The 13,306-nt window shown below is 60.9% G+C and carries 10 protein-coding genes; 8 read left to right on the top strand and 2 right to left on the bottom strand.

Annotated features, from left to right (window positions below; genetic code table 11):
- Positions 1-93: 93 nt before the first annotated feature.
- From H7C18_RS14875 to H7C18_RS14845, 7 genes are all read left to right on the top strand, one after another.
- Entirely contained in the window at positions 94-1,821 is a 1,728-nt protein-coding gene (locus tag H7C18_RS14875) for a right-handed parallel beta-helix repeat-containing protein (protein ID WP_185129874.1), read from the top strand.
- On the top strand, positions 1,818-3,398 hold the full coding sequence (locus tag H7C18_RS14870) for a sialate O-acetylesterase (RefSeq protein ID WP_185129873.1): 1,581 nt from the start codon (positions 1,818-1,820) through the stop codon (positions 3,396-3,398). Before H7C18_RS14875 ends, H7C18_RS14870 begins: the two co-directional genes overlap by 4 nt.
- Positions 3,399-3,483: 85 nt before the next feature.
- Positions 3,484-5,313, top strand: coding sequence for a cache domain-containing sensor histidine kinase (locus H7C18_RS14865; protein ID WP_185129872.1), 1,830 nt, complete (start codon positions 3,484-3,486; stop codon positions 5,311-5,313).
- Positions 5,288-6,859 carry a response regulator transcription factor gene (locus H7C18_RS14860; RefSeq protein ID WP_185129871.1) on the top strand — a complete coding sequence of 524 codons (1,572 nt, stop codon included), beginning with the start codon at positions 5,288-5,290 and terminating at the stop codon, positions 6,857-6,859. Before H7C18_RS14865 ends, H7C18_RS14860 begins: the two co-directional genes overlap by 26 nt.
- Before the next feature lie 122 nt (positions 6,860-6,981).
- Positions 6,982-7,899: an ABC transporter permease gene (locus H7C18_RS14855; protein ID WP_202887086.1), complete on the top strand. Its 918-nt coding sequence runs from the start codon at positions 6,982-6,984 to the stop codon at positions 7,897-7,899.
- 15 nt (positions 7,900-7,914) lie between these two features.
- Positions 7,915-8,808 carry a carbohydrate ABC transporter permease gene (locus tag H7C18_RS14850; RefSeq protein ID WP_185129869.1) on the top strand — a complete coding sequence of 298 codons (894 nt, stop codon included), beginning with the start codon at positions 7,915-7,917 and terminating at the stop codon, positions 8,806-8,808.
- 90 nt (positions 8,809-8,898) lie between these two features.
- Positions 8,899-10,668, top strand: a complete 1,770-nt coding sequence (locus H7C18_RS14845; protein WP_185129868.1) for a type 2 periplasmic-binding domain-containing protein — start codon at positions 8,899-8,901, stop codon at positions 10,666-10,668.
- A 120-nt stretch (positions 10,669-10,788) separates the two neighbouring features.
- On the opposite strand, the gene H7C18_RS14840 is transcribed toward H7C18_RS14845, so the two are convergent.
- Entirely contained in the window at positions 10,789-12,081 is a 1,293-nt protein-coding gene (locus H7C18_RS14840) for an amidohydrolase (RefSeq protein ID WP_420481861.1), read from the bottom strand.
- Positions 12,082-12,226: 145 nt separating this feature from the next.
- Between H7C18_RS14840 and H7C18_RS14835 the strand changes: the two genes are divergently transcribed.
- On the top strand, positions 12,227-12,445 hold the full coding sequence (locus H7C18_RS14835) for a hypothetical protein (protein WP_185129867.1): 219 nt from the start codon (positions 12,227-12,229) through the stop codon (positions 12,443-12,445).
- Here H7C18_RS14835 and H7C18_RS14830 read toward each other — a convergent pair.
- The gene (locus tag H7C18_RS14830; RefSeq protein WP_202887085.1) at positions 12,442-13,275 is read right to left on the bottom strand and encodes a methyltransferase domain-containing protein; all 834 of its coding nucleotides are present in this window, start codon (positions 13,273-13,275) and stop codon (positions 12,442-12,444) included. The two genes, H7C18_RS14835 and H7C18_RS14830, sit on opposite strands and share 4 nt — an antisense overlap.
- Between the last annotated feature and the right edge of the window lie 31 nt (positions 13,276-13,306).

Raw genomic sequence — 13,306 nt, 5'->3', positions numbered from 1 at the left:
CGTTTATGGAATTCCTCCCGGAGCGCCCGTTAGTATAATGGGGCCATCAAGGACTCATGAGAATGGGGTCGCGGAAGGGGAGGAAGCAGGAGCATGAGAATCGAGATGGCGGAATTCGGGCTGCGAGGCGGGGAAGAGCGCGTTGACGCGACGCTCGCGGTCGTCCGGGCGCTGGACGCATGCCGGAATTCGCGGGAGCGGACCGAGCTGATCTTCGCCGAAGGGCGCTACGACTTCCATCCGGAACGGGCGACGGAATTCGCTCCGTCTATTACGAATCACGATCAAGGGGGAACCCGCAAGACGGGGTTTCCCCTTACGTGTCTGCGGGACTTCGTTCTCGACGGACAGGGGGCGGAATTCGTTTTTCACGGGCCGATGATTCCGTTCTGGCTGGAGCGCAGTTCGGACATCTCGCTGCGGAACTTTACGGTGGATTGGGACCGGCCGATGTTCGAGCAGGGCATCGTGACGGAGGCGACCGACACGTCTTTCGACTTTCGGCTTCCGCCGGACGTGCCGTACGAGATGAGGGACGACGGCCTTTACTTTGAGTTCGGCGGCCGCCGGCTCCCCGTCTGGGGGCTTCACGACATCGATCCGGTACGGAAAACCCACGCATATGGCAGCGGGGACCGGCTGAGCTGGAGCTCTTTCCGGAAGCTGAAGCTGCAGGAGATTGAACCGGGTCTCATTCGGGTGACCGGAGAGCTGCGGCATCTTCCGGAGCCGGGCCACGCGATCACGATGCGGTTCGGACGCCGGGAAAATCCCGGATTTTTCGTGAACGGCTGCGCCAACGTCGCGGTCGAGAACGTGACGCTGCACCATGCGCCCGGCATGGGGCTGGTCGCCCAGCGTACGGCCGGTCTGACGCTGCGGAAGTTCGACGTCAAGCTGAAGCCGGGGAGCGGCCGGCTCGTCACCGCGACGGCGGATGCCGTTCACTTCACGAACTGCCGCGGCACGATCCGAATCGAGGACTGCCTGTTCGAGAACCAGCTGGACGACCCCTGCAACGTTCACGGCGTCTATGTCCGGATCGTGGAGAAGGTTGCGGACGATAAGCTGCTGGTGCGGTTCGAGCACGAGATGACGGTAGGCCTCGAATTTGCGGGGCCGGGAGACGCGCTGAAGTTTGTCAGCCGCGATTCCTTGCTGCCGTATGCTTCGGCGACGGTCCGAAGCTGGCTTCCGGTGAACGCGGAGCTGGCGTTGATCTCGTTCGACGGGCCGGTACCCGAGGAGATCGGGGAACGGGACGTGCTCGAGAACGAAACCTGGAACCCCGATCTCCTTGTGCGAGGCTGCACGGTCCGGGCGAACCGCGCGCGCGGGTTCCTGATCACGACGCCGGGCAAGGTGCTGCTCGAGGGCAATACGATCAGCGCGCCCGGGGCGGGAATCAAGCTGTCGGGAGACGCGAATTCCTGGTTCGAGTCGGGCGCGGTCCGCGACGTGACGATTCGCGGCAACACGTTTCGGGACTGCAACTACTGCTGGCCGGATTGGGGGCGGGCCGTCATCGACATCGACCCGGAGATCGAGGAGCCGGAACGGCACCCGGCTGCATATCACCGGAATATCCGAATCGAAGACAATGACTTTATCACCTACGCGCCGGCGCTCGTCTACGGGCATTCGGTGGATGGTTTGACTTTCCGGGGTAACCGGATACGTGAGAGCGGCAGCTACCCGACGCGGGAGGGGCAGGAAACAGCCATTGAGCTTCGGGCGGTAACCGAAGCCGACTTCTCCGGCAATCGCTTCGAGCGAGCAGGGCAGAGCGCGCTGCTGAACGGCGAGGAGGTGCCGTTATGACGGCTTCGTTCGCGCTGGCGCCGCTGTTCACGGACGGGATGGTGCTGCAGCGGCAGAAGCCCGTGACGATATGGGGTAACGGACCGGAAGGCGCCCGGGTGACGGTGGAGATCCACGGGCAAAGCGCGTCCGCGGTCGTAAGCGGCGGACGATGGAGCGTGCTGCTGGAGCCGCTTCCGGAAGGAGGGCCTTATGAGCTGACCGCGAAGTGCCGGGACGGTTCCGATGCAAGGCGAAATGCCGATCTGCGCTTCGCCGACGTGCTCGTGGGAGAAGTATGGCTCGCCGGCGGGCAGTCCAACATGGTGCAGCCGCTGCTGGTCGCGCAGGGTGGCGTCGAGACGGCGGCCCTGCTGGCGAATCGGCCCGGCATCCGCTTCTTCACCGTGCCGCGCCGCCCGTTTCCCGATGCCCGGGTGCCGGGCTGGGATTTCATCGGCACGTTCTCGGTAGACGCGAATTGGCTCGTTTGCGATCCGGAGACGGCGCTTCGCTTCTCGGCGATCGGCGCCCACTTCGCCGAGCTGCTCCGGCTGGCGCTGGACGGCGTTCCGGTCGGCATCGTCAGCTGCAACTGGGGCGGGACGCCGGCCGAGGCGTGGATGGGCGAACGGCACCTGGCAGGCGATCCCTTGTTGAAGCCTTTGCTTGATGAGTACAGAGAACGGATCGCCGGACTGGACCTGGAGGTTTATGAACGCGAGCATGACCGCTATATCCGGGACATGTTCCGTTTGATCGAAGAGCGGGGCGATATCGAGCGCCGGGTGAAGGAGCTCGGGCTTCAAGGGTACCGGGACTGGATTGCCGATCATCCGCTGATCTGGCCGGATCAGCCGTTCGGGCCGAAGCACCCCGAGCGGCCCTGCGGCTTGTACCATACGATGCTGGAGACGGTCGCGCCCTATGCGATTCGCGGCGTGCTCTGGTACCAGGGCGAGAGCAACGCCCATCCCGGCAAGGCTCCGCTCTATCGCCATCTGCTCGTCGCTCTTATCGGCGCCTGGAGAGAAGCGTGGCAGGATCCGGACCTGCCGTTCCTGATCGTGCAGCTCGCCGGCTTTGCTCCGGCGGATGCGCCGCACGGCGACGCCTGGTCTCTCGTCCGCGAAGCCCAGAGCGACGTCGCGCGGGAAGTGCCGCATGTTTCGCTCGTCGTGACTCTCGATTGCGGCGAGCAAAGAGACATCCATCCGATCGACAAGCGGACGGTAGCGGAGCGGCTCGCGTTGGCGGCGCGAGCGGACGTATATGGCCAGCCGGTCCGCGCGAGCGGGCCGGCGTGGCTTGGCCCGGCCTTCGAAGGCGATACGGCGCGGCTCGGCTTCGATCCAGGCGGCGAGCCTCCGGCCGAGTCGGACGATCCGCTGGCCGGCTTCGAGATTTGCGGCGACGACCGGCGCTTCGTGCCTGCCGAAGCCCGCTTCCGCGAAGGCGCCGTTCAAGTCCGGAGTCCGGAGGTGGGCCGGCCGGTCGCGGTCCGTTACGCCTGGGGCAATTGGCCGGCTTACAGCATATTCGGACGCAACGGGATTCCGGCGCCTCCTTTTCGAACCGACCGTTATGGCCTACAATAAGAGACAAGACCGCCTTCCTCCTTCAGGCAGGCGGCTTTTCGCTATTTTTCGTTCCCGAATCCATCGCTTCTACGGAAGGTGCGCCATGAGAATGAATCGGATCGTGAACCTGAATCTCCGCGCCAAGCTCATTTTGCTTTATTTTCTGACCATCTTCATTCCGCTTCTCGTCACCGGGCAGATCATCCTGTCCGTCTCCGGCAAGAAAATCATCGAGCAAACGACAAGCATCACGCAGGAAAGCTCCACGCAGACCGCCCTTAACGTGCAGGACCGGCTCGGCGGCTACGTGGATATCGTCAACCGGCTCAGCGTCGACCAGACGCTCATCAACTACTTGAATCCCGATCGGGTGTACGCGAGCGAGCTGGAAAGCATCGACGCCTATGACCTCTATTTGAAGCCGGTCACTTTCTACGATTTCAACTACAAGAACCCGCTGGCCAAGCTGAACATTTTATTTCTGAACGCAACGCTGCTGCAGGACCACAACATCTTTATCTTCGCCGACGACGAGGCGCGGGCGCGCCGCGATTACCGGGAGGCCGTGCAAGCCGGCGGCAAGCTGGTCTGGGGAGTCAGCGGCGACGAAGTGTTCGTGGCGCGCAGCGTTTACAATATCAAGAAGCGTCTGACGGCGGTCATCTCCATGCAAGTTCCCGAGGACAGCCTGTACGCGCTCATCTCCGAATCGAAGATGAGCGACAAAATCGCCGTCATCGCCGACGGCGGGGGCAACGTGATCTCGTCAAACGACCGGGAGCTCGTCGGCCGATCGGTGGCGGACCGGACGTTCTTCCGTCCGGATGCGGCGGCTCCGTTCGAGGTCCGGGATTCCGCTGACGGCCGGTCGTACAAAGTGATCGTCGGAAAGCTCGGCGGCAGCTCGTCGCTTCCGGATTGGCGCATTCTGACGCTCGTACCGATCGACCACCTGATCGACGACGAACGGAAGATCCGCCAGACCGGACTGCTCGTCATGGGGCTTGGGCTGGTGGTCAGCTGTGGCATCTTCCTGCTGGCGCTGGGCCGGATCACCGACCGGGTGAAAGCGTTGGTCAAGAAGATGCAGACGGTCAAGAACGGCGAGCTGTCCCTGCTTCAGGACGAAGGGGCGCAGGACGAGATCGGGGCGCTGACGCGCAATTTCAACGGCATGATCGAGAATCTCCAGCGGTCCATTTATGAGAATTACGAAGTGAACCTGAAGCTGAAGGACATTACGATCAAGAAGCAGGAAGCGGAGCTTTATGCCCTGCAAAACCAGATTCATCCGCACTTCCTGTTCAACACGCTGGAGTCGATCCGGATGGGGCTTCATAACCAGGGGGACGAAGAAACGGCGACGATCGTGATGAACTTCGCCAACCTGTTCCGGCACCTTCTCCATTGGCAAGGGGAGTTCATTCCCCTCCGCGAGGAGATCGATCTGGTCCGCAAATACCTGACGATCCAAAAGTACCGGTTCCGCGAACGGATTCAATACGAGCTGGAGATCGAGCCCGGCCTGGCGGAGGCGCTCATCCCGAAGCTGACCCTGCAGCCGCTCGTGGAAAATGCCGTCAAGCACGGCGCCGAGAGCACCCGCAGCGGCCGGATTCGGGTATCGGTCCGGGCAGCCGGAGACGGTACGATGGTTGCCGCCATCGTTGACAACGGCAAGGGCATCCCGCCGGAGCAGTTGGCGCGCATTCGGCGGGAGCTCGCCGATCCGGAGATCAAAAAGAGCGGCAGCATCGGCCTCAAAAACGTGCATGACCGCATCCACCTGCATTTTGGCCCCGAATACGGGGTTACGATCGACAGTCCGGCGGAAGAAGGCGGAACGCTCGTCCGGGTGACGATGCCGATCCGGTCCGCGAAAGACGGTACGGAAGGAGGGAACCGCGATGTTCAAAGTTCTGATCGTGGATGACGAGCCGCAGATCCGTACCGGTCTCGGCACGATTATCCCGTGGGAGAGCTTCGGCTTCGTCGTGGCGGGCGCCGCCGAGGACGGGGAGGAAGCACTGGCGCTGGCCGGCGAGCTCCATCCCGATCTGGTCATCACCGATATCAAGATGCCGGGCATGGACGGCATCGAGCTCTCCCGGGAGCTGCGGGCGCGGCGTCCGGAGCTGCCGATCTTGATTTTGAGCGGGTACAACGAATTTTCGTATGCCAAAGAGGCGCTTCGGTACGGGGTCGCCGAGTATTTGCTCAAGCCCGTCGATCCCGCCGAGCTGAGCGGCGTTCTGGAACGGATCTACGAGAAGCTGTATCTGGCCGCGCGGGAGAAGCTGCGGGAGAAAGAGAAGACGAAGTCGCTGCGCAATCTGTTCCTCGGGAAGCTCGTCCGGGGGGAGGTGCGCGAAGAGCCGGGGAGGAGGGCCGAGGAATTCGGCATCTCGCTCTCCGGCGGCCGCTTCTGCGTGCTGATCGTCTCGATGGAGCGCTACGGAGAGCTTGTCCTCTCGCGCTCGGAGCGGGAGATCGGCCTCATTCGGTTCGCCTTGGAAAATATCATCGAAGAGCTGCTCGGAAGCGACGGCTACTTCTTCGAGTTGACGGAACAATGGTTCGGCGTGCTGCTTACGGGTCCTTCCCTGAGCGACGGGGATTTCGTCCTGCGAACGGCATCGCGGATCGTGAACGCCGCCCGGCGCCATGTCAAAGAGAACCTGACCGTCGCCAGCGGTTCGACGGTCTGCGGGCCGGAGCGGATCGGCGAATCGTACGCGGAAGCGGTCAGGGCGCTGGACCGGAAGTTTTACTTCGAGTCGGAGCAGATTTTCCTATACGAACCGGAGGATGACGCTTCCGGGACGAACGCTCCCGAATGGGACGACTCCGGCTTCCTGCAGGCTATTCGCGGCGGCAAGCCGGAAGGGATTCGGGAGGCGGCCGATCGGCTGTTCGGACAGCTGGAGCGCCGGCCGGTTCCGCTGGAACGGCTGAAGCACTTCATCATGCTGTCGATTATCCGGCTGGCCAAGCTGACGGAGGAGCTGGGCGGAGACTGGACGGCCCTCTACGCGGGCCAATTCCGGGAGGTTGAACGGATTCTGCTTCACGGCGACCTTCAGGAGCTGAAGGAGCTACTGCTGCGGATCGCGGCGGATATCGGAGAGAAGCTGGACCTCGGCCGGACCCGGAAGACGGAGAACCGGATCCGGGAGATCGTCTCGCACATCGAGACGAACTATCAGGCCGACCTGAACCTGAAGGAGCTGTCGAAGATGTTCTACATCAACGCCGTCTATCTGGGGCAGCTGTTTAAGAAGGAGACCGGCGAGTTTTTCAACGACTACATCAACAAAGTGAGGATCCGGGAAGCGTGCCTGCTGCTCCGGCATTCGGAGCTGACCGCCTCGGAGATCGCCGAACGCGTCGGCTATAAATACGTCGACCACTTTTACCGGCATTTCAAGCAGATTCACGGAATCAATCCCGGCGAATACCGGCAAAGGAGCCCAAAGTAAGCCCTTTATTTTATCCAATCGGCATCTATAGTTTGTGGAAAGCCCCTCGGACCGAGGGGCTTTATACTTTGAATATAGAGGTTGCGCCTTTTATGCATCGCTTAAGAGAGAGGAGCGTCCGGATGGAGAAGACCGCCCCCCGAAAAAGAAAAATCGAAGTTCCCCTGCTTGTTCTGACCGTACCGTTTTTCCTGATCGTCGTGCTGTTCTCCTACGTGCCGTTATGGGGCTGGTCGATCGCGTTCGTCGATTACGTTCCCGGCCGAAGCATTCTGGAGTCGGCGTTCGCCGGGTTCAAATATTTCCACCGGCTATTCGACTCGACTTCCGATTTCGGCACGGTTCTGCGAAACACGCTGGTGCTCAGCTTCCTGCACCTGATCTGTTCGCCCTTGCCCGTCCTGCTGGCCATCATGATCACGAACCTGCGCAGCGGCCGGTTCGCCAAGTTCATTCAGACGGTCACCTCGTTCCCGAACTTCATTTCCTGGATCATCGTGTATTCCGTCTTTTTCTCCTTCTTCTCGATCGACGACGGCATGCTCAACAAGCTGCTGTACGGCACGCTGCATTGGATCAAAGAACCGTCGAACCTGCTGTCCGATCCGCGTTGGACCTGGTGGTTCATGACGCTCGCGACGGTATGGAAGACGGTAGGCTGGACGGCGATCATCTATATCGCCGCGATCGCGGGCATCGATCAGGAGCAGTACCAGGCGGCCGAGGTGGACGGAGCCAGCCGGTTCAAGCAGGCAATCCACATTACGATTCCCGGCATTATGCCGACCTTCACCATCCTGCTGCTGCTGAACATCGGCAATATGCTCAATGTCGGCTTCGACCAGTACTACGTGTTCGGCAACGCGCTGGTCCAGGAGAAAATCGACGTCATCGACACGTATACGTACCGGGTCGGCTTGCTCAACATGGACTTCTCGTACTCGACGGCCGCCGGCATTTTCAAATCGCTCGTATCCGTCATCCTGCTGTTTACGGCCAACTTCGTCACCCGCCGGACGTCGGGCCGGTCGATCATGTAAAAAAGGAGGAGCGGCATGAACGAAACTTCCAGGGCCGTCGGTTGGAAGCCGCGAGGCTGGGATGTGCTCAACATCGTGCTATTGTCCCTGCTGGCGCTGGCGACCATGTATCCGTTCTACTACATCTTCATCTATTCCATCAGCGTGCCGGAAGAGGCTCTCAAGGGAGTCTACTTGATCCCGCGCGGGTTCAGCCTTCAAAACTACGTCCACATTTTCAAGCAGGACAATATTCTTTGGGCGTTCTTCATCTCCGTCGCGCGGACGGTCGTCGGCACGGTGCTGACGCTGCTGTGCTGCACCGCGTTCTCCTACGGCATCAGCAAGCGGAACGTGCCGTTTCGCAAGCTGATGTACGGAGCCGTCATCGTCACCATGTACATCTCTCCCGGCCTCATTCCGTGGTATATCACGATGAAGTCGTACGGCTTGCAAAACAACTTCTTGCTTTACATCCTGCCCGGGTTGATGGTGGCGTTCTATATCGTGCTGATCAAGACGTACATCGAAGAGCTGCCGGCCGCCCTGGAAGAATCCGCGATGGTGGACGGGGCATCTTACTACCAGATGCTGTTCCGGATCGTGCTTCCGCTGTCGATTCCCGTTCTGGCGACGGTGGCCATCTTCAATGCGGTCAACCAATGGAATTCGTGGGTCGACAATCTGTATCTGGCCTCCGATCTGAAGCTGCAGACGCTGCAGATGCTGCTGTACACCTACGTCAACCAGCAGACGGCGGCGCTGTCGATGATCAACTCGAATTCCACCGCCCAAACCGCCTTTGTCATGACGCCCACATCGGTGCAGATGACGATCACGATGATCGCCACGCTGCCCATCCTGTTCGTGTATCCGTTCCTGCAGCGTTTCTTCCTGAAAGGACTCATGCTCGGCGCGGTGAAAGGGTGAGCGCTCCGCCGTGTCTGCGAGCGACGAAGACAAAGGATATCCAGGCGGCAAGCCTTGATATAAGATGTGAACACAGGAGGTCTTGAGAAAATGGGAGGAAAATGGTACAAGCGGTCGGTCGCTCTGCCCGTCCTGGCGGTCGCCCTGGCGGCAGCCGGCTGCTCCTCGAATTCGAATGACGGCAGCGACACCGCGTCTTCAGGCGCCACGGCAAGCGGAAGCGAAAGCGCCGGCGCGAGCGCGAGTGCTTCCTCGAACGGGGGAACCGCTCAGGAACCGGTTACGCTCAGCATCTTCGGCGTCGTCGGCTCGACGGTCATCAACAAGCCGTTCCAGGACGACCAGGTCATTCAGGAATTGGAGAAGCGCACCGGCGTCAAGCTGGACTTCACGCCCGAGCTGAACGTAACGGACCGCGCGGAGAAGCTCGCCGTCATGCTGGCGGGGGACGATCTGCCCGACATCGTCGTCTACAATGCACTGACCGACAGCTCCAAGATTCAAAGCGCGAACGTGGCGCTGCCGCTCGACGATCTGGTCGCGAAATACGGGCCGAACATCACGAAAAACGCGGGCAAGGCGATCGAAGTGTCCAAGAGCTCCTCGCCCGACGGCAAGCTGTACTACTTGCCCGGCGGCGTCGGGGACGTCCAGTTTTCGCCGCTCGTCAACGACAACTCTTGGAACCTCCGTTGGGATCTTTACAAGAAATTGAACTATCCGAAAATGGATACGCTGGACGATCTGCTCGGCGTGCTCGGGCAGATGATGAAGCTGGAGCCGACCAACAAGGACGGCAAGAAAAACTACGGCCTCGGCCTCAACCTGTCCGAGACGTGGGGCCAGCTCATGATCGACAAGGCGATCGCGAATTTGAAAGGCTATGTGCAAGCGCTGCCTAACGACGTATATATCGAGATGGACACCGGGAAGCTCGTTCCCCGCGTCTCCGATCCGAACAGCGTCTTCTGGACATCGATGAAGTTCTACAACAAGGCTTACCAGCAAGGAATTCTCGATCCTGAGTCCGCAACGCTGAAGTACAACACCATTACCGAGAAGTACAAGACGGGACGCTACTTCGCCAGCACGACGCACTGGTCGCTGGGCGGCGCGGACGAGCAGTTCATCGCCCAGGGCACGCCGGAGAAAGGGTTCGTGCCGTTCATGGTCGATTACAATCCGAAGAACATGTACGTCGGGCAGGCGACCTACAACGGCGACCAATTCCAGATGTTCATCTCCAAGAAGAGCAAAAACCCGGAAGCGGCCATGAAGCTGATCGACTACCTGTACACGGACGAAGGCACCGAGCTGCTGACGAACGGCATCGAAGGCGTTCATTACGACGTGGTGAACGGCGTGCCCCTCGTCAAGGACGAGGAGATCCAGGCGCGGCAGACCGACCCGAATCACTTCATTACGACGGGAATTCATAAGTACGATCATCTGAGACGTTACATTCCGCAGAAGGATGCGAACGGCAACCCGACTGATTTCCTTAACGTGCCGCAGACGGTGGAGAAGGAAATGACCCAGGTGCAAAAAGACTTCGTTCAGCACTACGGCTACAAGACGGTCACGGAGGCGTTCACGAAGGTGCCGACCTACGTGTACGACACGTCGGTGCTCGGCAGCATCACGACGCCGGCGGGCTCGGACCTGCAGGCGAAGGAGCAGCAGATGGACGCTTACCTGATCGCGAACGTCGCCAAGGTCATCTTCCAGAAGACCGACGCGGATTACGAGAAGGCCAAGCAGAAGTTCCTGGACGAGTACACGTCCAAAGGCGCCAAGGAAGTGTTCGACTACTACGTGAAGGCGTATGCCGACAAGATGGCGCTGGTAGGCGGCAAATAAAGATGAGGAATGAACATAAACCCCGGTTCGCCTGTCGGCGGGCCGGGGTTTTGTCGCGTTGCGGTTGAGAACGGGCTTGCCCCCGCGCGCGAAGGAGTCTGGTAATCGGGTCTTGTTCTCCTATAGCCCCGCCACAAGGCGGGCGGCCCGAACCGAGGCTTGACGCAGAATCTCGTCTTCGTCGAGAGTGAGCAGCCGGCGATTGCGCATCAGCACCTTGCCGGCGACGATCGTCGTATCGACATCCGCTCCGTTCGCGCTATACGCCAGGAGCGACTCGAGCGAATGAACGGGCCGCAGGTGCGGCTTGTTCAGGTCGACCAGAAGGAGGTCGGCCTGCTTGCCCGGCTCGAGCGTGCCGACTTTGTCTGCGATGCCGAGCAGCTCCGCGCCTCCGATCGTCACCATTCTCAGCGCTTCGAGAGCGGGCAGGGCGGTAGGGTCTTCGCGGCCCAGCTTTTGCAGCCAGGCGGCGGCCTTGATCTCCTCGAACAGGTCGAGCGTCGTCGCGCTCCCGGCGCCGTCCGTGCCCAGCCCGACGACAAGGCCTTGGCCGGTCATGGAGGAGACGGGCGCGATGCCGCAGCCCAGCTTCAGATTGCTGACCGGATTGTGGGCGATGCCGCCCCGCATGCCGGCGAGCAGGCCGATATCCCGCTCGCTCAGGTGAACGGCGTGCGCAAGCAGGACGTGAACCCGTTCGAAAAGACCGGTCTCGTGCAAATATTCCGTCGGCGTCCGCCCGTACTTTTCGCGGAGGACGGCGACTTCTTCCTTCGTCTCGGCCAGATGGACGTGGATCGGCAGCTTCAGCCGTTCCGCCAGCCCGATCGCTTCGCGCAGCGGCTCGGGCGGACAAGTATACGGGGCATGGGGGCCGATCATGACGGTAATCCGGCCTTCCGCGCCTCCATGCCACTTTTCCGCCAGATCCAGCGCCTCTCTCATCCTCCGCCCGCCGTCGTTTTCCAGGAACACCAGCCCCCGCGTCAACGAGGCCCGCATGCCGGCTTCCTGGACGGCGAGGGCGATCTCGTTCATATGGATGTACATGTCGGCGAAAGCCGTCGTTCCCGACCGGATCATCTCGGACATCGCCAGCTTGGCGCCCCAATAGACATCCTCCGGCGTCATCCGCGCTTCGGCGGGCAGCATTTTCCGGTTCAGCCAGTCCATCAGCTTCAGATCGTCCGAGAACCCTCTCAGCAGGCTCATCGGGGAATGCTGATGCGCGTTGACGAGCCCCGGCATGGCCAGCATTCCTTCGGCATGGATAACCTCGTCGGCCTCCTCGCCCAGCTGCGGGCCGATCCGGGCAATCCGGCTCCCCTCCAGCACGATGTCCCCCACGAACGGAGCTTCGCCCTCTTTCATCGTCATGATCCGGGCACCGGCGATTTTCGTTTTTTTCACGAGAGTTCCTCCTTCATCCTTGTCACGGCGGAATCAGCATAAGGCTTCTCGTAACGGCAAAGTCAAGGGAGAAGAAGGGAAGCAGGTTACTCACTTTGGCGAGATTGCAGGGGAATGGGCGAAAGAGAGGAAGCAGGTTACTCACATGGGCGAGATTGCAGGGGAATGGGCAAAAGAGAGAAAGCAGATTACTCACTTTGGCGAGATTGCAGGGGAATGGGCAAAAGAGAGAAAGCAGATTACTCACTTTGGCGAGATTGCAGGGGAATGGGCGAAAGAGAGGAAGCACGTTACTCTCATGGGCGGGAATGCAGCGAGGATGCCGGTCCAGACTCGTTCTGTGCGCCGCTTCGCAAGCCTCTAGCGCCCCGCCCGGATCGGAACCGCGTAAACGACTTGAACGAGTCCGGACAGCCGTTTGACCTGAACCATATAGCCCGCCTGTTCCAGCCAAGCGGTCATGAGCGAAAGGTCGGCGATTGCCGCATGAGAGAAGGGCTGACTCGCCGTGTCCGGTTCAACCCTGTCGACCATCAGATCGGCGATGCAGAGCGTCCCGTGCGGCTTCAGCACGCGGCGGATCTCTTCGAGCGCCAGCGGCAGCTGCTCTTCGCTCAGATGGCGCAGGGCGAAGCTGCTCACCGCGAAATCGAAGCTGCGATCCAGGAACGGAATCGCGAGAACGTTGCCCAGCTTCGTCTCCATAGACGGAAACTTGCTCCGGCACCGGCGAAGCATCTCCTTCGACTGGTCGATTCCCGCCATTTCGATGCCTTTTTCCAAGAACAGTCCCGCCAGATTGCCCGTTCCCGTTCCGATGTCCAGCCCCCGTTCTCCAGGACGCGGGGCGACCCAATCCGCGACCGTCCGCAGCGTTCGGGCATAATCCGGAATGGCGCCGGGCTCCGGCCCGGAGCCGAGAACGACGTCGTCGTGCGTCTCGGCCTGCCGATCGAAGTTCCAGTGGTCTCTCCAGTTGGCGCGCAGCGCGCGCGTTCTTTTCAACCCTTCAGTCCAGTCGAAAATTTCGTCCCAATCCGGAGCTTGCTTCCCCTGCCGGAAACGCCCGATCATCCGGTCGGCGGCGTCGATATTGATCCGAAGCTCGACGAGCTCCGAGAACAAAAGCGAACGCTGCATCTCCAACAAATGAAGCGCGCCGTCATCGTCTCCCCGGTCCAGCTCGGCGAGCACGGCTTTCGTCTCTTCGACGGAGAGGCCGACC

The sequence above is a fragment of the Cohnella zeiphila genome, assembly GCF_014212055.1.
GTDB lineage: Bacteria > Bacillota > Bacilli > Paenibacillales > Paenibacillaceae > Cohnella > Cohnella zeiphila.
The sequence above is the reverse complement of the archived record's forward strand: the minus strand, read 5'-3'. Positions and strand labels throughout refer to the sequence as shown.